Here is an 18,988-nt window from a genome sequence, read left to right as displayed (position 1 = left end):
AAATGGGGGCCATTGAAAGCAGGCATGCTTTCCGTAATTTTGTAACCGAACGGTTGCTTAAAATACGTTTATCAACGATGAGAAGGGATGTTTTCCAGGCAATAGCTGACCCTACCCGGCGCGAGATCATCAATCTGCTGGCACATCAGACATTGAACCTCAATGCGATAGCTGACAACTTTGATATCAGCAGACCGGCAGTGTCCAAACATATCCGTATCCTGACAGAATGTGGGTTACTGATGATCACCCAGCAGGGCAGGGAGCGCTACTGTAAGGCCAACCTGCAGAAGCTGCAGGAAGTGTCTGACTGGACAGAACAGTTCAAGTCGTTCTGGATGCAGAAGCTTGATGCACTGGAAGATTTCCTGGAAAAGGAAAAGTGATGCTTACTCACTCCATGGAGAGTGCAGGATGCAATCGCAGAAATTCTTACGCTGGAAGTTGGGTATCATAAAAGCGCAGACGTCTGCCTTGATGTTTCCAAACGTGGTATCTGTCTTGTGTTTAAATCCATCGAAGAAGGTCGGGATGATCTTTTTCTTGAAATCAGTTCTCGGAAAGGCCTTAATGATCTCGTTCCTGTGCGCTTCACTCAGGTGTTCATATCCTTCCCCCATCACATCGAGGCCCACACCCGAATACATCAGTGCTACCTCCGGTTCCTTATATTCAGCAATACCAATAGTGGTATGCAGGGCGATGGTGTCCCATACGCGTTGCAGCGCCTGTTCCGGATATCCGTGGCTTTTCAGGAAATCCCTGGCGGCATTGGCGCCGTCTACTTCAAAACGTTTGTCAGGGCTACTGTAATGAGGCGTTAGTCCGAGGTCATGGAAAACAGCACTCACATATAGCAACTCCGTATCATGTTTGATATTACCTCTTTTCGCATTGAGGGAGGAAAAGAGAAATACGCGGAGGGAGTGATTATAAAGAAATTCTGTACCATATTCCAGCAGTAGTTCCGTGGCCTGTTTGGCTACCTGACTGTCTGGGATATCTATTCCGGCTAGCTTTGTTAATCCTGTTACTGGCATAACTTTCAATTTATGCCACAAAATTACCGGCGGGGGAGGAGGCGGTAAATGCTAAAAACCGTAGATCAGATACCAATTTTCACAAACTGTGTCCGGTATTCGTTAGGGGAGAATTGCGTTTCTTTCTTGAAAAAGTTACTGAACTGGTAGGGAGTGGCAAAGTTCAGCAGATAAGAGATCTCTTTTACGGGCGTGGAAGAAAATTGCAGCATTCTTTTGGCTTCTGCTACCAGCTGGCCATTGATAATGTCTTTGGCTCTTTTGCCGCTACAACGTTTGCAGAGGTCTGCCAGCTGCCGGTAGGAAATACCTAGTTTCTCTGCGTAATCGGTCACTTCATGGGTGTTGCGGTATTCTTTGCTGACCAGTTCTACATACTGACGGTATAGCTTGTTGTCATTCGTGCTGTGGCCCGTGTGTAGCAGGCTGTTGATGTTCGCCACTTTTATCATGAGGATCTTCAGATAGGCTGCCAGGGCATCGGCTTTATTGACATAGTCTGGCTCCCTGAATTCATCCAGTATGGTTGTCATCAGGTTTAACAGCATTGCTTCATCCTGTTCATTTAACTGCATCTGCTGGTGACCGGAGGGATCGTTGAAGAGCACTGCCTTGCAGTTGCTGGCGCTGGCAGGTGCTTTTTCCCAGAAGCAATCCCCAAACTGCAGCACATACCCTTCCAGGTGGTGCTTGTCATTCACTGCGTAGATCTGCCCCTTGGAAATAACGAAAAGACTATGCGGTGTAATATTGTATGTTCCGCCATCGATTAAAATAGTGCCATAGCCATCTTTAACGAGGATCAGTTCATTGAATGAAATACGGCGTTGTGTATTGTCTTCGGACAATTGCCCGTTGACATCCTCTACTGAGAAAGAATCCTTCAACGCAGGGTTGATGTCAATGTTCAGTATATGAGCCGTATGCATGGAGCAAAATTACAGAAATAAGCGGCTGGCAGGATATACAAACAATTGATAGCGGTATAGGCTGCAGGGTATCTTTCCGGTACCAATCCGGTACCAACGGTGTACCAATGGCCTCATCTTATGTTCATCCTACGTTTTGAACGTAAGATGAACATAAGATGAGGCCATTGGTACCGGATTGGTACCGGATTGGTACTACAGGGAAACAAACCGTCAATCGGCCCGGTAGGTGCCGTGTACCTGTAGCGCTGGGTTCCAACCACGGGCGACAAAAAAAACAACCTCCACCCGAAAGGGTGAAGGTCGCCATCACGTGGAAATCGAGCATAGTGTTTGTTCTAATCAGGATATGGTTTCCGTTATATCTTTGCCGGTGTTGCTTTCCGGTAGGGGCAACGCCGATTGTATACGTGATGCAAGGTTCACGTTTTTTCTGAATGTAGAAATAACCGAAAACGGGGAGGAAAAAGAAAACCGCGGGGATGCCGCGGCTTTCTTTATTACAGATTACAGATCTTTCAGCATCCATATGGTGCAGGCAAAGTGCCCGGAATTGCCTAGTGCCTTATCCAGATGCCGGAAACCGGCTTTTTCATACATACTCACGGCTTTGGCAAAATCAGGGAATGACTCGAGGTAAAGCTGCGTGTACCCCTGTTGCTTCGCGGCAACGAAAGTATGTTCCATCAGCGCTCTGCCGATGCCTTTGCCCCTGGCATTGCCGGAGAGGTAGTATTTTACCAGTTCGGCACAGCCTTCAGGAAGGCCTGCTGTGGGAAACAGTCCGCAGCCTCCGAGTATCACGCCATCTTCCTCGGCAACAAAATATGCGCTGCCTGGCACCTGGAACAGGTCGTACAACCTATCTGTTTCAGGATCGGAGTACACAGTTCCTTCCTTTGGAATATCAAATTCTTCAAATGTATCGCGGACGATCTTCGCTAATGCAGCATTATCTGTGGTGTCAATGCTTCTGATGGTGATTGGCATGGTGTGTTCTATGGTTATCTATATGCTTATTGATTCTCTCTGCCGAAAGATACTGAAAATGAAGGTAAACGGCGTTATAGATCTCATACAGGCAGCATCACCTTCCTGAACAATTTTTTGATCAGGTTGATCTCATCGGCATATGCAGTCTTCTTACGGGTACCGAAGTACAATGTATTCTTCAGTTTAGTAGCGCCTTCCCATAGTAACTTAATCTCGCCGCTTTCAATCTCTTTTCTGCAGAGGAAGTCAGGTACTACCGCTACTCCCTTTCCGCTTTTAAGGCAGCGTACTATGGAGTTTAAGTTGGGTACAATATAGTTGGGCCTGAAGTCGGGATGGTGATTGAAATTCAGTTTCCAGAACCTGAACAGGTGTTCCATATCGCCTGTAGTTCCATACCACTTCTGCCTTTTCAACCATTCCTCAATTGCTTCCATATTCTTTCCTTTAGCCACCTTGTTAAATGCTTTTGCATCTACGTCATTGCCTGCTACCAGTACGATCGTTTCTGAAGAAAAGGCTTCGTGATCAATGTTTCCGGAAGTGCCTTTCTGCGGTGTAATGATCAGGTCAAGTATACCTTTATCCAGGTTATCCAGCATTTCCGGGTAGTCGCCAAATCGGATGATAACATTAAAGGGCAATGTAGAAATGTACTGTTCCAACGTGATCTGAAATGTTTCAAAGCACATTCCCACGCTGATGGTAGGGGTATGTTTCTCTGTACTTTTCTGAAAGTTCTTTTCGGCATCTTCCAGCTTATTGAGCGGTTCAATAATGAAGTTGTAGAAGACCTTCCCCTTCTCTGTAGGTACCATTTTCCTGCCTGTTCTGTCGAATAATTTATATCCCACATAACTTTCCAGTGAGCTTAAATGCAGGCTGACACCCGGCTGTGAGATGAACAGGCTTTCTGCTGCGCCGGTCAGCGTACCTGTTTTATATATCGCTTTAAATGTTCTGTACCATTCCAGATTGACCATAATTATACTATTATAATTCTGATACAAAGGTATGATTTAACTTGTTTTAATAATACTGGTACCCGGGGTACTTTTGCCTTGTCAAAAAGAAAATAACACACTATGACAAAGGTATTTATCATCAATGGAGGTCAGCAGTTCGGCCATTCCGGCGGCCGGTTCAACGAGACCATCTCAGCAGCTACCGCTGAATTTTTCCGTAACAGGCCTGGTTTTGAAGTTAAAACCACCAACATCAATCATGACTACGATCTTAAGGAAGAGGTCGCAAAATATACATGGGCGGATGTTGTGATCTATCACACGCCTATCTGGTGGTTTCAGCTGCCGCACGGTTTCAAGCAGTACATAGACAAAGTATTCACAGAAGGGCATGGTACCGGGATCTATCGCAGTGACGGACGTTCGGCTGCCAATCCGGCCATCAATTATGGCACCGGCGGCATGCTGCACGGGAAAAAGTATATGGTCACCACCTCATGGAATGCACCCAAGGAAGCATTTACACTGCCGGGCGAGTTCTTTAAACAAACAAGCGTAGATGAAGGGATCCTGTTCGGCTTTCACCGCATGAATGCATTCATCGGATTGCAGCCATTGCCAGGCATGCATTTCCACGATATAGAAAAGAATGCTGATGTGAAACGGGATCTGGGCCAGTACCGGGAACATCTGGAGCATGTATTTACAAAAACTGAATTAACAAAAAATGGAATACAGAACGTTAGGTAATACAGACCTGCAACTATCAGCTATTACATATGGCGCATTTGCTATAGGTGGTAATATGTGGGGCGGTAATGAAAAGAAAGACTCTATAGCGGCCGTCCAGGCCTCGCTGGAAAATGGTGTAACAACAATAGATACGGCGCCCTTTTACGGTTTTGGATTGAGTGAGGAATTGATTGGGACTGCTATCAAAGGCATGGACAGAAGTAAAGTACAGCTGCTCACAAAATTTGGACTGGTATGGGATGGCAGTAATCAGGGGAAGGGTGAATACTTCTTTGATGCATCAGAGAATGGGAAAACAATCCCTGTATACAAGCTGGCGTCAAAAGCGAATATTATCAGGGAACTGGAGGACAGCCTGAAACGCCTGGGCACCGATTATATAGATCTGCTGCAGCTGCACTGGCCGGATGCTACCACGCCGGTAGAAGAAACGATGGAGGCGCTGAACACATTGATCAGCCAGGGAAAGATCAGGGCAGCTGGTGTCAGCAACTATGATCTTCCATTGATGAGGGAAGCGGAGAAAACAATTCAGCTGGCATCCAACCAGGTGTCTTACAGTATGCTGAACAGGAGTATCGAAAAGGATATAGTGCCCTATGCGATCGAAAATAATATGGGGATCATCGCTTATAGTCCCTTGGAAAGGGGACTACTGACAGGCAAGTATTTCAAAGATGCCGCTTTAAAGACAGATGACCACCGTAATGGCTATTTTGGCCAGTTCTCTGCTGAAAGGGTAAAAAATTTCCTGGATAGCATCACGCCACTGGCAGAAAGCAAAAATGCCTCCTTATCACAGCTGGTGTTACGCTGGACTACCTTACAGCCCGGTATAACTATCGTCCTTGCTGGGGCCCGTAATGCTGCACAGGCAGAACAAAATGCACAAACCATGAACCTGCAATTAACGGCGGATGAGATTGGATTTATCAATAAGGAACTTGAGAAAGTATATGCCGGATTAGCTGTATAGAATGGAAGTGTTAAATAACTAATATATACTTTTGGCGAGGAGTTTCTGATCCTGGTAACTAAAGTTGCCAGGATTTTTTTATATTTCAGGTAATGTAATGTCAACCTGACCCATAAAAAGTATGTAGATGAAGACCACCAATTATTACAATACGTTTATTGAAGTTGCGGAAGACTGCCCCGTAAAAGCTGCCGAAGTTCCCCCGATGAGAGGAGAGAAGACCATTGCCAACATTGAATTTGAATTGTTGATAGATAACCCGTATGAGTTCACTTCTGATGATGTGCTTTTTCATGTCTATGCTGCAAAAAATCATCTGAAAACAAAGGAATTTGATTTGGAAAGAGAGCAGTTCTTTTCCAAAGGCCAGGCGTGTTTCCGTGCCTCGCCTCTTACCAAACGCTACGGTTGGGGCGCTCATTTTGATGCCGAAGGGAAGATGGCAATCTATGCAGTAGAATCTGAGGAATACAAGCGTTTCTCCAAAGACAGAAGCCTTACCCAGGTGAAAGCAGTGCGGTCGAAGAAGGCTTAAGGAACTACTGTTTTTGATGGACGGATAGCAGGGAACATCGCAGATACGCAGACAGCAAAAGAAAAAAGCGCCCCAGACGAGGCGCTTCGCAGACATAGGATTACATAGGACAGCTTATAGCTTGATAAACTTGAATTTCCTTATATCTCCCGGACGGGTTTCTACCAGCATGATATACATGCCGCTGGTGAGGCGTGTGATAGGCATGGTGATAGTTGTTTGTCCGGTAGGGATGTTGTACTGCTGGATGGAATATTGCCTGCCGGAAACATCCACCAGTAATATCCTGTATTTGGCAGCCTGTGTAACACCCTGTACATGCAGATTGATAACGTTGGTAGCCGGCACCGGATAGATGTACATGTCGCGTGCGGTCAGTTTAACCGTATCTGAGTAAGCGAAACTGTTATCATTACTTACCAGCTTTAAGCGGTAGTAAACATTACCAAATTGCGCTGCAAGGGCAGGGAATTCCAGGTCTTCGTACTTGTAGTAGAAAGAACCGTTACTGTTGGTTGCCTGTTGTGTATTGATGAGGGAAAAGTCTTTATTGTTTGTACTTCTCTCCAGCTCGTAGTGTAGTAAGCCTTCTTCATTTCTTGTTCTCCATTCGAGGAATGCATTACCTCTCTGCAGACTGCCGGTGAAAGATGTAAGGAACAGCAGTTGCGGAGACAAGAGGTTATTCAACTGATATTTTACTACACCCAGATCCGGCGTTGCAAAATAGATATCTGCATGGTCTTCGTAGAACTTAAAGTCTATGGACGAAGAGCAGGCAATGTATGCGAGCATATCTGCTGATAAATTTGACCATTTGGCGCCCTTGTTGGTGCTGAAGGCGATGTGCGTATCTGTAAAATTGGTGGAAAGAGAAGTTGCGAATATATGCCCGTTGGCAGCGTTGGAATATATTACTTTTCTGAAGTCGGAAGACGGTAGTGACAATGTCCACTGATCGCCGCCGTCTGTAGTCTGGAAGATGCCCTGGGTGGTAGCGACAGCCATCGTTTTTTCATCGAAAGGATTGGCTTTCAGGTCCCAGACCATGTCATAACCATCTGTCAGGTCCAGTCCCTGGATCTTTTCTCCCCAGGTCGCACCACCATCCTGTGAAAGGTGGACTTTGCTGCCGGCAGAGATGTAGACTGTTTGTCCGCTGTTGCCGGCAGGAATATATGCAGCCGTCAGTAAGCCATCGAAAGTGAGCGTTACAGGTATGGCTTCCGGATTGGCGGCATCACTGAAATCGACCCGGTAAAGGGTTGAGAAGGAAGAATAATAAGAATAGGAAATCCAGTAGCGGTCTTTATTGTTAGGGTCCCGCTGAATGAATCCCAGGCCTGTTGCAAACTGGTCGGAAGGCAACTGATTGAGTGTAGCACCCAGGTCGTCGCTGTAAAACAGCTCGGATGGATTAGCGAATCCATCGCTGGCCCGGAAGAGGAAAATACGTCCGGGAACAGTGGTATCTGGTATGACCTGCATTTCGCGCACATTTACCAGGTCGTACGCCTGGATATTGTAAGCGGCTGATTTACCGGTGGTAAGATTTTTAGAGACATATCCGCCCAGGACGGAGTAGTATAACTGCCTGGAGTTACCATTGTTGCCCAGCGCTGCCGATGACGCTACGCAAAAGGGCAGTTTGATCTGGGTGAAAGTTTTTCCCCCGTCGGTGCTGTGTTGCGGCCAGGCATCGGAAAAGATCAGCAGGTCGTTGCTTTTCTTTGGATGGACGAGCAGGGAGGTGCCGTAGTAGTAGACCGGCGACCTGGGTTGAAAAGTGATGGATGTCCAGTGGGCTCCTCCATCGGTACTTTTCAGTATTTCATTCTCATCTGTCATCCAGAGGTTTTTGTTATCGCCCGGATCGTATACTATCTGTACAATATTGTCCAGGGTCTGGTCGGTAAAGGTCACCGGTACCTGTTCAAAAGTTTTCCCGCTGTCCAGGGTATGGAAAAGCGCCTGAGAAGCTATTCCAAAATTGATAAAGGAACCTATAAAAAACTCTTTATGATCTTTGGGATTGAAGGCAACGGCGGATAAAGCTCCCTTGCCGGCCAGTTCCTCCCGCCAGGTAGTACCTTCATCTGAGGAAATTAATAGTCCTCCGTTCACGCCTTCAGAGCCCAGACCTCTGGCGAGATAGATCTTTTTGGGATCGTCAGGGTGAAAGAACGAATTGTTGACATGGACACTCTGGTTCTCCCTGCTGTAATAAATGCCGGACATATTTTCACCACCATCTTTAGTAAAATAGACTTCCGTGATCACCAGGGAGAAGCCTTCCATGTACTGGGTATTAAGGACGGCGATTTTTCCTTCCGGGTCATAAATATCATAGGAGGCCACCCATGCACCAAGGTATTGGTCCGGAGTAATATAGTGCCTGATAGTGGCTTTGGTTTCAATGTCGACTACATACAGGCCGCTCATTGACATATCGGGTGCATTGATGGCCACAAAAGAGAATGATTTGTTGCCAGGCAGCAATTTGAAAGATGCTATCCGGGTGCGGCTGTTTTCAAAGGAATAAAAGATCTCCCAGCTCTTGCCCCTGTCATTGGAGACCATGATATGGTTGATCAGGCTGATGGCATATAGTCTTTCGGGTACAGAGGGATCCTGGGTCACGTCCCATAGTTTCCCATGGTCGCCGGTAGCTTCATAGGAAAACTGCTGGGCATTGGCTGAAAAAAACAGTAAGAGGAATAAGTTAAAGAGTAAAAGTTTTCTCATGTATTTTGGTCGATTGGGTGCTGTGTGAAAGTACCCCGCTTCTCCCAAAGCGCATATGTAATTAACAGGACAGGCCCCGGACAAAGTGTGACATTTGTCCTATAGCCCCGATAAATACTCGAAAAGCGAAGTATTATCAGCCAGTTGCATCTTTTTTGTAATGCGTTCTTTCCGTTTACGGCAACCTTCGGGAGTGATGTTCAGCAGCGAAGCAATTTCCTTGGTATTCAGGTTCATGTATATGTATGACAGGAAACGGACATCGTTTGAGGTCAGGTTGGGATGATTCTGACGGAGGGCGTTCAGGAATCCCTGGTTCACTTCCTGGAAATGGGTACTGAAGTCATCCCATTCGTCGTCGGTCCGCAGGTAACTTTTGAGCTGGGAAATGTGCCTGGTACTGTCCTTACTTAAATCAGGTATTTTAGAAAGGGCGGTGATGATCTCGTCGATCAGTTCATTTCTGCCAGAGAGGTACAGGGCTTTGGCGGACAGCTTACGGTTACGGATCTCGATCTCGTTTTTCAGCCTTTCCTGTTCCAGGAGGGCAGCGGTTTCCTTCTCCTTCAATTGTTCTTCCAATAGTAATTTCTGGCTCTTTTCATTCTCAATTTCCAGGGCCATGATCTTGTGGCTTCGCTCGGCGATTACTGCTTTCTGACGGTTTTCCACAGTTTTGATCCGTATCAGCCAGATGAAAAAAGCGATGATAATGGCGATAAAGGCCAGCGCTGTATACAGCAACCTGCGCTGGTTGGTGATCTCGGCTTGATTTAGTGAAAGTGTATGTTTTGAGTTCAGCAGCTCAAATTTCAGCTTGCTGTTCTCAAATTGCTGGCCGTTCTTAATGATGTTGATTGAATCCCGGAACCGTAGTACCGAGTCTTTATTAGCCAGTGCCAGGGCATAGGCGTGGTTTTTAAAGTGGATATCCGACAATGTCTGATGGAGCTCTATTTTTTCTTCCAGGTTGGGAGACCGGGCCAGGGCTTCGCTGGCGTAGAAGAGGGCCTGGTCCAGGTTGTTCTCTTTCAGTTTCACCGAGGCAAGCAGGGTGTTGATGGTGATCTGTTCGTCCCGGTAACCGGAATCGCGGGCCATCGTGAGCAGCTTTGTGGCCAGACGGTCAGCCTCGGTCGTATTACCCTGCTGGAATTGGTTCTGGGCATAGGTGTACTGGGCGCTTAGCAGTCTCCGGGCATCGTTCTGCATATAAGCAGTTGCTTCCCGGAGGTATTCCCGGGCTTTTTCCAGTTTATGCGTTTCGTTGTGTACAATACCCAGATTTAAGGCGTAGATGCCGATCCTGATCTTATCGTTTTTTTCTTTTGCGATGTTGTAGGCTTTGAGGAAATATTCGATAGCCTTGTCGAAGTTCTTTTCCTTGGAGTACAGAATGGCAATATTGTTCAGGACGGTCATTTCCAATGTGGCGTCCTTTTCTTTCATCGCTATGTTATACGCACTGAAAAAGTGCCGTAATGCCTCGCCATAGTCCAGCATGAAGTAGTAGGTCAGGCCGATATTGTTGGTGGCCAGGAACAGTTGTTTCTGCCAGTGGTTGTCGGTAGAGAGGTGCTGGGCCTCTGTGAGCAAGGTAACGGCCTGCACGAACTTTTTGGCGAGCATAGAATCTATGCCTCTTTTAATGAGGGAATCACAGTAAGGTTTGCCGTTAGGATGAGCATACAGACTGGAGAATAGGATGCCGCTTATTAGTAAATACTTTAAATACTTCATTGATGTGAGGAGATGGCTTGAAATACAGATTTTGGTTGGCAGCCCCGCCGTTGGCGAGGTGGTTTAAAATAGTAAAAAATACATAAAGCTGTGATATGGCTTGCATGTAACCAGCATATGACCAGGATTAACCTCCGATTATCCTCCGATTTGATCGGAGGATAATCGGAAGTTAATCCTGGTCATATGCTAGTCATATGCTGGTTTGATCCTGGTTTGATGCCAAAATGACCCTCCCGGGAGAGAGACTTTTAGCTCCAAGTGGGTATAACGTTTATGATAACAGGATGTTACAATATGATCCGGTCGTACGTGGTGCCGGTTGTTATATGTTGTCAGGGGAGGATGATATTGTTAGCACCAGCAATGGTTTTTAGCGAAGGGAGGAATAATAAAAACGTCCCATCCGGAGATGAGACGTTTTTATGCTGTATACGGCAGATCTTTCTATGAAGGGTGTGACAATCAATGCATCGGCACATCTGTCAGATCCTTACCCGCAATCACTTTTCTCAATTCTGGATTTTCTTTCTTTTCACGTGACAGTACCTTGTAGGTGATGATGATACTGAGCAGCATACACACGGCGCCAATTAAGAAGTGTATTCCCGGAAAATAGAATGGTGCTTTATCTGTGGTGAAATAACTGAATGTGCTGTTCATGATCAACGGGCCGATGATAGTAGTCAGACTCATCAGGCTGGTAAGAGCACCCTGCAATTCTCCCTGTTGATTAGGCGGCACATGTCCGGATATAACGGATTGTATAGACGGACCGCAGATACCGCCCAGGCAGTAAGGGATCAGGAAGGCAAACATCATCCAGCTCTGTGTAGCGAACGCAAACAGCACTAATCCCAGTGTGTAGAGGGAAAGGCCGAGATAGATACTTTTTTCATTGCCCATCCTGGGAACAACTACCCTGGTCAGTCCTGCCTGTACAGCGCCTACAAGTACACCTACTACGGCGAGGGAGATGCCCACCATTTTCTCACTCCAGTGAAAACGGTAGATGGTGAAGAAGTTCCAGTTACCCTGCACTGACTGAGCACCCAGGTATATAAGGAAAAAGCTGAATGCCAGTCCGCCGATTTCAGGATGTTTGGTGAGGAATTTCAGTGAGCCAAGAGGGTTTGCACGTTTCCATTCGAAAGGACGGCGGTTTTCTTTGCTCAGTGATTCCGGCAATATAAAGAGCCCATATATACAGTTTAGCAGGCATAGAACGGCAGCGGCATAAAAGGGCGCCCTGATACCCCAGGTAGCCAGTAATGCACCGAGAGCAGGCCCGAGCACAAAGCCCAAACCGAAAGCTGCACCGATCATACCGAAATTTTTGGCCCTGGTTGTTTCATCTGGGCTAACGTCAGCAATGTAGGCGGTGGCAGTGGTAAAACTCGCACCTGTCATACCTGCTATGACGCGTCCTATGAACAGCCAGCCATACGTAGGGGCTAGTGCCAGAATAATGTAGTCGATACCGAAACCCAGGAGGGAGAGTAATAAAACGGGGCGGCGGCCAAACTTATCACTCAGATTACCGACTATCGGTGCAAAAATGAATTGAGTGATTGCAAAAACGGATAACAAAAATGCGCCATAAGGGCTGGCTTCGTTCACTGATATACCTTTTAACTGGGCAATCAGGTCAGCCATAACGGGGATAATTAATCCCCATCCCATGATGTCGATCAATAAAGTAATAAAAATAAAGCCAATTGCAGACTTTCTGGATGTATGCATAGAATTGAAATTGAGACTTATGAAATTGAATACTGTGGCCTTCCGGCAGGGTAATACATTAGAATGTATATAGTGATATGGCATAGTGACCACTTATGCATATCATATACCTATCTGCAAACGTGTTATTATCGATGCTAATATGATTGTTGTTGATCTGTATTTGCATATACTGCTTCCTCTGACGCAAACTTAGTGCGAAATACTTAATATCAGGGGAGGCAAATACGCCAAATTACAGGGGGAATTGCGTCAAAGTGAATGGTTTCGCATGGATGTCTCATAGTAACTATTTGATTGATAAGATATAACTAAGTATGTTTATCAAGCTTGAAACAGTAGCTGTTTCATGATGCAAAAGTAATCGGTACAACAGGCGACTGCAACCCGCTAAAGGTAAAGCTGTGGAAAAAACCGGTAAAAGCAGGGATTAGGTCGGTGAATCTGTAAGCGAAAAACAGTTCCGTTTTTTACAATGCTGCCTTCAGCAATACGTTTATATTTGTATTGATGATTTTCAAAGAAATACTTCCAGGCCCGAAATTACAGCCATATATCAAGTGCTTCTACTACTACGAATCAGATTCGGACAGGAGCTACGATGACATTGTGTTCCCAAGCGGAACGATGGAAGTGATTTTTAATGTAGGAACGGGCAACTGGCGATCAAAAGAAGGCGATACTTTCTATACGAATCCACCTGTTGAACTTTGGGGTCAGATCACAAAGCCTTTAATGATACAATCCGTTGGCCGGAACGTTATGCTGGGTTTCAAGTTTTATCCGCACTCGGCCGCTTACTTTTTTGAGGGGCAGGTATCAGCATTTAATAATAAAATAGTTGACGCCGCTGACGTCCTGGGACCGTCATTGAGAGCATTGCATGACAGGCTGCTGGAAACGCCGGAGCTGCAGGCAAGAATAGCGTTGATGGAAACATATTTATGGAAGAAGCTGGAAGCGTCAGAAAAGAGACATAACAAGATAAGCTTTGTAGGAGATATCGTTCATTATCTTAAGAAGAATTACAGCGATGATAATATCGTTTCATTATCTCATCGCCATAATATATCTACAAGGTATCTGAATATGCTGTTTTCAGAGTATACCGGTTTAGCCCCGAAGTTATTTTACAAAATAAACCGCTTCCAGCACAGCCTGAACCTTATTTCCCAGCAGGAGGAAAAAATGACCAGTATTGCATACAGTTCAGGGTATTTTGATCAGGCACACTTTATAAAAGAGTTTAAGCTTTTTACCGGTGTTACGCCCAACACTTTTGCCAAACAGGCTTCAGCGCTCAACCAGGTATTGGCAAGCAGTTAATCTTTTCCGTTTTATACAATTTGTACTTGTCTTACTGTAATAGCTTTGCTATCAGATAAACAGGAGATACATCCATTCAAAATAATATAGCGTATGAAAAACAGATTTGACGAATTTTTAGCACTGCATCACAGCAATGACTTATTACGTATCGGAAACGTATGGAATGCACAGAGCGCTAAAGTATATGAAGCGCAGGGATTTAAGGCAGTGGGTACATCCAGTGCTGCTGTGGCAGCATCCCTGGGTTTCTCTGACGGAGAGGAGATGGCCTTTGATGATTATTTATTCGTTGTTCGGCGGATCCTTGCATCAACCAATGCGATACTAACAGTAGATATAGAAGGGGGATATGGGCGTACTGCAGAAGATATCAGCAGTAATATCAAACGCTTGTATGAGGCAGGCGTGTCTGGTATTAATATCGAAGATTCTGCTGTAACCGGTGGTGAAAGACATATCAGGGATGCAGGAGAGTTTGCACAGCAACTCCGGCAGGTAATGGAGCTGCTCAATAAGGATGGCGTTAAAATGTTTGTAAACTTAAGATGTGACAGCTTCTTGCTCAATGTGCCGGATGCATTGAACGATGCGCTTGCGAGAACAGCAATTTACCAGGAAACCGGCGTACATGGATTGTTTTTCCCTTGCATCAGCAAGATAGCGGATATTGAGAAGGTCACTGCATCGTCAAAACTACCGGTAAGTGTGATGTGTGTACCTGGCCTGCCATCGTTTGATGCCTTACAAAAGGCGGGCGTAAAAAGAGTTAGTGACGGACCATTTTTGAACATGCACATTTACAAAGAGTTTGAGCATACTATCTCAAAGATCAGATCAGAAAATAGTTTTGCCGGTCTGTTTTAACTCGAAATTCGCTGTATCTTGGCGGAAGCGGGAAACTAATCAATGCAAAGAAGGACATTGATTGGATAAGATCCGCTAATGTCCCTACCATGAAAATTCGATATATACTGACGGTTTTGCTGACAATGTATACATGTGCTATCTGTGCGCAGTCAACGGGAAAGAGAGATACAGTCTTTCTATTGAGAGAGAAGCGAACTACCGGCTATCACGCTGTTTTTATTGATACCAATCCGGCGTCAGGATATTACAAAGCGATCTCCGATTTCAGTTTCACCGGCGATGATAAGAAAATTTACGCCAACACATTGGCACTCGTCAAAGATAAGCGGCTAACAAGATTTACCAGTAAAGAGTTTCCCAGGAGGTGGATACAGGTATATCAACATAAGGAGAAATTTTACGTTTATCATCCCAGTGATTTTATGTATCATTCTATGGTCAGAGTAACGGATTCTACCTATATAGACTATTGCGGGGAAGGCCCTCTCGCAAATAGAATAATATCCTTTAGCAAAGTTGATAGTACTACATACCGTTTCACACTGAAAAGCCCCTATACAGGAATTCACAAAGTCGTGGTTCATATCATTGATCCGAAAAGAGGCATAGCGGTTTTTGAGGAATCTGTTGAGACAGGAGAAAAATATTATAACCTTATGGTCACTGCCGACAAGGTAAGGGGCTTGCCTGTTGTTGTGAATTATTCCCCTGATCAGAAAGAAGTGGAATTTGATTTTGATGAGCCTGATTACTGGAAATTAGTGGAACCGACATCAAGAAGAAGAAGAAGTGTCGGGCCGTAGTATAATCCCCTGTTATAAATATTTGGAAGTTATAACAGGGGATTGTGTTATACCGGCATTTATCCAAGAACTGCGAGTGCTGCTACAAAACGAGGAGTACGCATCTGCTGTACAGCCTCATTCAGCAGGGCTTTCCCGTACATGAACTGCCCTTCATAAGTAGCCAGGGATATTTTACCAGCTCCCATCTGCGGGTAGAATTCTTTCAGCGTGATGCCTTCCATGTCCTGGTTATGTGCATAATCCTTCGGTTTACCTTGTGCCGCAAGTTGCAACATCAGCATGGAATAAATGATCCTCCCTACCTGACGCATAATATAAAAGCGGGCAACTTTATAATCATCTACTGCACCGTCAAAATATGTATTAAGAAATACTTTTTCCTGTTCTTCGCCATGCACAAAGAAATTGGCAGCATTGGCCAGATCGATATACCGGTCGTTTAGAGAAGATACGCTCCAATCGATGATCCAGATCCTTTCTCCATCGCATAAGACATTACTTGGATTCAGATCGTTGTGGCTGAATACCTGTTCCTGATCATTCCATGGATACTTGCTTCTGATAGTATCATAGTTGCTGAAACATTCATCGAATACCGGACCTGACAAGATATTGTTTTTCCGGAAGCCTGCTATCATGCCGTCAATGGTTCCCCGCAGATCATTACCGTCTGCCTGGTATGGTACCTTGTGAATAGCCTTGATAGTTGCGGCCAGTGCCTGTGGTAATCTATCAGGTCCGAAAACAGTGCGCACCGGGGTACTGTTGATAAAGCCACTGATAGAAATGCCATTTGTTGTATTGTGGTAGTGCACAGCTGGAGCAATGCCTGCATCTGCCGCCAGTTTCAGATTAGCAGGAAACGAAGTTGTGCTATCCAGTTTCAGCACATAAGATTGATCGTTAACAATGATCTTAAATACAGGAGTTGCCGAAAGTCCGCCGGCCAGCAATGAAATATCACTAACGCTGCTGGTGCCGAATGTTTGCTCTAAAGCCGCTTCAACGGCAGCTGTCAACGGGGCAGGGATGTGTTGGGAGAGGATGTGTGACATATAGCATGGGTTTAAATGGTAATTCCATGCAATTTAATGTAAATATATTTTTTTGATTATGAACAAATCTGAAAGAAATACATGCCCGGGGGTATTACAGAAAATCTGCGGAAATGGATATACGTTTCCATGCTTCCAGTTCTGCGGCCATGTCGGCAATCTTTTCGGATGCCCGCTTGTAGGCATCCTGCCCGAGGTATAAATGAAGGGGTGGTTGGTCACTTTCTGCGAGCTCAATGAGTATGGCTGATGCCTTATCAGGGTCGCCCGGCTGTTTGCCATTGCCTGCCAGATAACGCTCCCGTGCAGATTTAACCGCGTTATAACCTTCAATGCTGCTTTCAATATTTGCCAGGGAGTTTTCTGTAAGAAATCCGGTGCGAAAACCGGAAGGCTCCGCGATGGTTACCTTAATACCAAATTCTTTAACATCCAGTGCAAGCACTTCGGAAAACGCTGCGATCGCAGCCTTGGTAGCCGAGTAAACAGACCAGCCAGGTGCTCCGGCAAATCCTGCAACTGAACCAATGTTAATAATGTAGCCTGATTGTTGTTGGCGCATAAGGGGTAATACGCTCTTTACTACATGAACAGCAGCCAGCACGTTCAGATCAAAGATCTTCCTGATGTCCTGTTCGGCAGTTTCTTCCACGACGCCCATCATGCCATATCCCGCATTATTGACAAGAACGTCAATGCGGCCGAATGTGGTGATTGTCTGCTGAACAGATTCATTGATACAATCTGGATTGTTCAGATCAACGACCAGCGGAAGAAAGCGCTCCGCATCTATCAGTCCTACTGCTGCTTTTAATGTTTGTGCGTTACGTGAAGTTGCCGCCACACGGTAACCGGCTTCCAGCAGTTTTTTTACCAGAGTAAGTCCCAGTCCCTGTGAGGCCCCTGTTACATACCAGACTTTTGCATTGTTCATAGATTTTAGTTTTAGCGGTCAGGGCTGGTTAAGCGGTTACCCTGGCAATACAAAGGTGCGACGGATTCAGGTGGTGGTTACGTGATGTAGGTCACAAACGGCGAGGGGTATCGATATCATTATTATGATACAGTAGTATAAATCATCTTATTTTACCAGGGGTAGTGGGTTATCTAATTTTGTCTCATCAAAGGAAATACTATTATGAAAATTTATTTAACAGCTATTATCAAAGCAAAAGAGGCATACAGAGAGGAGGTAGCTGCTGTATTGCAAAATATGGTGCTGCATACGCGTAAAGAGGAAGCATGCGAACTTTACAGTTTACATCAGGGCATTGAAGATAAGAACCTGTTTACCTTTTATGAAATATGGAAGAGTAAGGAGGGATTAGATGAACATAATCAGCAGCCATATATTAAAGCCTTTGGAGCGCTTGTTGAAGAGAAATTGGAGGAAAGGCCGGTTGTTTTATTAACAAGCCTAATATAAGGATAATGAACTTCAAACATCAAACAATGAAAACAAGAGATTTAATAAGCATTGCAGTATCGGTAGGCGTATTATTGACAAACAGTTTGTCATTGTATGCTCAGCAGGCAAATCAACAAAAGGTTGATAGTGCATGGTATTTATCCGCTTACGGAAAGAATGATGAAATAGGTGCCGCTAATCTGTTAACTCCACAGGTGGTTATGGAGGCTGTTAAGCTGGTAAAGACCGGAAAGACTTATCCATTGGCAGTCCCGGTGGACAAACATCTGCCGGCATTTCGCCATCGTTCCTTTCATTTATATAATATTCAGCCCGGCCAACAGGCTGGACAAACTGCGGGTCCAAACAAGTTCAGCTTCAATGATGAAATGGTGAACGCCTGGACGGGGGTTGGAACGCAGTTGAATGGCATCGGCCATATAGGCATAGACAATGTTTATTACAATGGGAATAAAGCTGCAGACTTTGTTACTGTAGAAGGTGTAAAGAAACTTGGTATAGAGAAAGTGCCGCCTATAGTGACACGTGGTATTGTGCTAGACATGACCGCATATTATGGAAAAGCGATTGTTCCAGGTGGTACCGAATTTGCAGTAGCCGATATACAGGCCGTACTTAAAAAACAGGGTATAACGATCCGCAAAGGAGACGTGGTGCTGTTCAACACCGGGTGGCTGGAACTGATCGGAAAGGATAATAAACAATTCCTCGAAGTAGAACCAGGCATTGGAATGGAGGCGGCACAATGGCTGGCCGATCAGGGTATTGTTGCCTTCGGGGGAGATACCTGGGCTTCGGAGGTGTATCCAAATCCCAAAAGCAATGAAGAGTTTCCTATCAATCAATTCATGCTGGCCAAGCGGGGAATATATAATCTGGAGTTGATAGATAGCCGGGCATTGGTGCGGGATAAGGTCTGGGAGTTCCTGTTTGTGCTGGGACAACCGTTGTATATTGGTTCAACCCAGGTGAATGTAAATCCCGTTGCGATCCATTAGTACTTTGCCCGGAGTACTGTAGCAGGGTTAAACAACCACGTCTGTCAGACTAAACAAAAAGCCAGAGATATTATCTCCGGCTTTT

General features: G+C 45.3%; 18 protein-coding genes. 9 read left to right on the top strand and 9 right to left on the bottom strand.

Annotated elements, in window-relative coordinates:
- Positions 1 to 77 precede the first annotated feature (77 nt).
- Positions 78 to 386: an ArsR/SmtB family transcription factor gene (locus L3C95_RS12735; RefSeq protein WP_236387635.1), complete on the top strand. Its 309-nt coding sequence runs from the start codon at positions 78 to 80 to the stop codon at positions 384 to 386.
- Positions 387 to 389: 3 nt separating this feature from the next.
- Here L3C95_RS12735 and L3C95_RS12730 read toward each other — a convergent pair whose 3' ends face one another.
- The 4 genes from L3C95_RS12730 to L3C95_RS12715 form a co-directional block, all read right to left on the bottom strand.
- Positions 390 to 1,040: an HD domain-containing protein gene (locus L3C95_RS12730; RefSeq protein ID WP_236387633.1), complete on the bottom strand. Its 651-nt coding sequence runs from the start codon at positions 1,038 to 1,040 to the stop codon at positions 390 to 392.
- Positions 1,041 to 1,105: 65 nt separating this feature from the next.
- Positions 1,106 to 1,969, bottom strand: coding sequence for an AraC family transcriptional regulator (locus L3C95_RS12725; RefSeq protein WP_236387631.1), 864 nt, complete (start codon positions 1,967 to 1,969; stop codon positions 1,106 to 1,108).
- A gap of 507 nt (positions 1,970 to 2,476) precedes the next feature.
- Positions 2,477 to 2,959 (bottom strand): GNAT family N-acetyltransferase, encoded by a 483-nt coding sequence (locus L3C95_RS12720; protein ID WP_236387628.1) that lies wholly within the window; start codon positions 2,957 to 2,959, stop codon positions 2,477 to 2,479.
- 83 nt (positions 2,960 to 3,042) lie between these two features.
- Positions 3,043 to 3,945, bottom strand: a complete 903-nt coding sequence (locus tag L3C95_RS12715; RefSeq protein WP_236387626.1) for a LysR family transcriptional regulator — start codon at positions 3,943 to 3,945, stop codon at positions 3,043 to 3,045.
- A 102-nt stretch (positions 3,946 to 4,047) separates the two neighbouring features.
- Between L3C95_RS12715 and L3C95_RS12710 the strand changes: the two genes are divergently transcribed.
- From L3C95_RS12710 to L3C95_RS12700, 3 genes are all read left to right on the top strand, one after another.
- Positions 4,048 to 4,677 (top strand): NAD(P)H-dependent oxidoreductase, encoded by a 630-nt coding sequence (locus tag L3C95_RS12710; protein WP_236387624.1) that lies wholly within the window; start codon positions 4,048 to 4,050, stop codon positions 4,675 to 4,677.
- A complete protein-coding gene (locus L3C95_RS12705) occupies positions 4,655 to 5,656 on the top strand; it encodes an aldo/keto reductase (protein WP_236387622.1) in 1,002 nt (333 codons plus the stop codon). Before L3C95_RS12710 ends, L3C95_RS12705 begins: the two co-directional genes overlap by 23 nt.
- 127 nt (positions 5,657 to 5,783) lie before the next feature.
- The gene (locus L3C95_RS12700; protein WP_236387620.1) at positions 5,784 to 6,191 is read left to right on the top strand and encodes a DUF6157 family protein; all 408 of its coding nucleotides are present in this window, start codon (positions 5,784 to 5,786) and stop codon (positions 6,189 to 6,191) included.
- Between the two features lie 114 nt (positions 6,192 to 6,305).
- Here the strand turns inward: L3C95_RS12700 and L3C95_RS12695 are convergent, their stop codons facing one another.
- The 3 genes from L3C95_RS12695 to L3C95_RS12685 form a co-directional block, all read right to left on the bottom strand.
- The gene (locus L3C95_RS12695) at positions 6,306 to 8,936 is read right to left on the bottom strand and encodes a T9SS type A sorting domain-containing protein (RefSeq protein ID WP_236387618.1); all 2,631 of its coding nucleotides are present in this window, start codon (positions 8,934 to 8,936) and stop codon (positions 6,306 to 6,308) included.
- A gap of 99 nt (positions 8,937 to 9,035) precedes the next feature.
- Positions 9,036 to 10,676 (bottom strand): tetratricopeptide repeat protein, encoded by a 1,641-nt coding sequence (locus tag L3C95_RS12690; RefSeq protein WP_236387616.1) that lies wholly within the window; start codon positions 10,674 to 10,676, stop codon positions 9,036 to 9,038.
- 465 nt (positions 10,677 to 11,141) lie between these two features.
- Positions 11,142 to 12,419, bottom strand: a complete 1,278-nt coding sequence (locus tag L3C95_RS12685) for a TCR/Tet family MFS transporter (protein WP_236387614.1) — start codon at positions 12,417 to 12,419, stop codon at positions 11,142 to 11,144.
- A gap of 510 nt (positions 12,420 to 12,929) precedes the next feature.
- Between L3C95_RS12685 and L3C95_RS12680 the strand changes: the two genes are divergently transcribed.
- The 3 genes from L3C95_RS12680 (at position 12,930) to L3C95_RS12670 (ending at position 15,418) form a co-directional block, all read left to right on the top strand.
- Positions 12,930 to 13,745, top strand: coding sequence for a helix-turn-helix domain-containing protein (locus L3C95_RS12680; RefSeq protein WP_236387613.1), 816 nt, complete (start codon positions 12,930 to 12,932; stop codon positions 13,743 to 13,745).
- A 93-nt stretch (positions 13,746 to 13,838) separates the two neighbouring features.
- On the top strand, positions 13,839 to 14,612 hold the full coding sequence (locus L3C95_RS12675) for an isocitrate lyase/phosphoenolpyruvate mutase family protein (RefSeq protein WP_236387611.1): 774 nt from the start codon (positions 13,839 to 13,841) through the stop codon (positions 14,610 to 14,612).
- A gap of 89 nt (positions 14,613 to 14,701) precedes the next feature.
- Entirely contained in the window at positions 14,702 to 15,418 is a 717-nt protein-coding gene (locus L3C95_RS12670) for a hypothetical protein (RefSeq protein ID WP_236387609.1), read from the top strand.
- A gap of 59 nt (positions 15,419 to 15,477) precedes the next feature.
- Here the strand turns inward: L3C95_RS12670 and L3C95_RS12665 are convergent, their stop codons facing one another.
- Positions 15,478 to 16,476, bottom strand: a complete 999-nt coding sequence (locus L3C95_RS12665) for a phosphotransferase (RefSeq protein WP_236387607.1) — start codon at positions 16,474 to 16,476, stop codon at positions 15,478 to 15,480.
- Between the two features lie 94 nt (positions 16,477 to 16,570).
- Entirely contained in the window at positions 16,571 to 17,410 is an 840-nt protein-coding gene (locus tag L3C95_RS12660) for an SDR family NAD(P)-dependent oxidoreductase (RefSeq protein ID WP_236387605.1), read from the bottom strand.
- 204 nt (positions 17,411 to 17,614) lie between these two features.
- Here L3C95_RS12660 and L3C95_RS12655 point away from each other — a divergent pair, with 204 nt between their 5' ends.
- On the top strand, positions 17,615 to 17,902 hold the full coding sequence (locus L3C95_RS12655; protein ID WP_236387603.1) for a putative quinol monooxygenase: 288 nt from the start codon (positions 17,615 to 17,617) through the stop codon (positions 17,900 to 17,902).
- Positions 17,903 to 17,928: 26 nt separating this feature from the next.
- Complete coding sequence (locus tag L3C95_RS12650; protein WP_236387601.1) at positions 17,929 to 18,903, top strand: cyclase family protein; 975 nt, start codon at positions 17,929 to 17,931, stop codon at positions 18,901 to 18,903.
- The last annotated feature ends 85 nt before the right edge of the window (positions 18,904 to 18,988 follow it).

Source organism: Chitinophaga filiformis, assembly GCF_021646545.1.
GTDB classification, from domain to species: Bacteria; Bacteroidota; Bacteroidia; order Chitinophagales; family Chitinophagaceae; genus Chitinophaga; species Chitinophaga filiformis_A.
This window is presented reverse-complemented; position numbering and strand designations above follow the sequence as displayed.

Excerpts from the sequence above, each read along its gene's own strand:
- L3C95_RS12735 (WP_236387635.1), top strand. The coding sequence starts at position 78 with ATGAGAAGGGATGTTTTCCAGGCAATAGCTGACCCTACCCGGCGCGAG.
- L3C95_RS12730 (WP_236387633.1), bottom strand. The coding sequence starts at position 1,040 with ATGCCAGTAACAGGATTAACAAAGCTAGCCGGAATAGATATCCCAGAC.
- L3C95_RS12725 (WP_236387631.1), bottom strand. The coding sequence starts at position 1,969 with ATGCATACGGCTCATATACTGAACATTGACATCAACCCTGCGTTGAAG.
- L3C95_RS12720 (WP_236387628.1), bottom strand. The coding sequence starts at position 2,959 with ATGCCAATCACCATCAGAAGCATTGACACCACAGATAATGCTGCATTA.
- L3C95_RS12715 (WP_236387626.1), bottom strand. The coding sequence starts at position 3,945 with ATGGTCAATCTGGAATGGTACAGAACATTTAAAGCGATATATAAAACA.
- L3C95_RS12710 (WP_236387624.1), top strand. The coding sequence starts at position 4,048 with ATGACAAAGGTATTTATCATCAATGGAGGTCAGCAGTTCGGCCATTCC.
- L3C95_RS12705 (WP_236387622.1), top strand. The coding sequence starts at position 4,655 with ATGGAATACAGAACGTTAGGTAATACAGACCTGCAACTATCAGCTATT.
- L3C95_RS12700 (WP_236387620.1), top strand. The coding sequence starts at position 5,784 with ATGAAGACCACCAATTATTACAATACGTTTATTGAAGTTGCGGAAGAC.
- L3C95_RS12695 (WP_236387618.1), bottom strand. The coding sequence starts at position 8,936 with ATGAGAAAACTTTTACTCTTTAACTTATTCCTCTTACTGTTTTTTTCA.
- L3C95_RS12690 (WP_236387616.1), bottom strand. The coding sequence starts at position 10,676 with ATGAAGTATTTAAAGTATTTACTAATAAGCGGCATCCTATTCTCCAGT.
- L3C95_RS12685 (WP_236387614.1), bottom strand. The coding sequence starts at position 12,419 with ATGCATACATCCAGAAAGTCTGCAATTGGCTTTATTTTTATTACTTTA.
- L3C95_RS12680 (WP_236387613.1), top strand. The coding sequence starts at position 12,930 with ATGATTTTCAAAGAAATACTTCCAGGCCCGAAATTACAGCCATATATC.
- L3C95_RS12675 (WP_236387611.1), top strand. The coding sequence starts at position 13,839 with ATGAAAAACAGATTTGACGAATTTTTAGCACTGCATCACAGCAATGAC.
- L3C95_RS12670 (WP_236387609.1), top strand. The coding sequence starts at position 14,702 with ATGAAAATTCGATATATACTGACGGTTTTGCTGACAATGTATACATGT.
- L3C95_RS12665 (WP_236387607.1), bottom strand. The coding sequence starts at position 16,476 with ATGTCACACATCCTCTCCCAACACATCCCTGCCCCGTTGACAGCTGCC.
- L3C95_RS12660 (WP_236387605.1), bottom strand. The coding sequence starts at position 17,410 with ATGAACAATGCAAAAGTCTGGTATGTAACAGGGGCCTCACAGGGACTG.
- L3C95_RS12655 (WP_236387603.1), top strand. The coding sequence starts at position 17,615 with ATGAAAATTTATTTAACAGCTATTATCAAAGCAAAAGAGGCATACAGA.
- L3C95_RS12650 (WP_236387601.1), top strand. The coding sequence starts at position 17,929 with ATGAAAACAAGAGATTTAATAAGCATTGCAGTATCGGTAGGCGTATTA.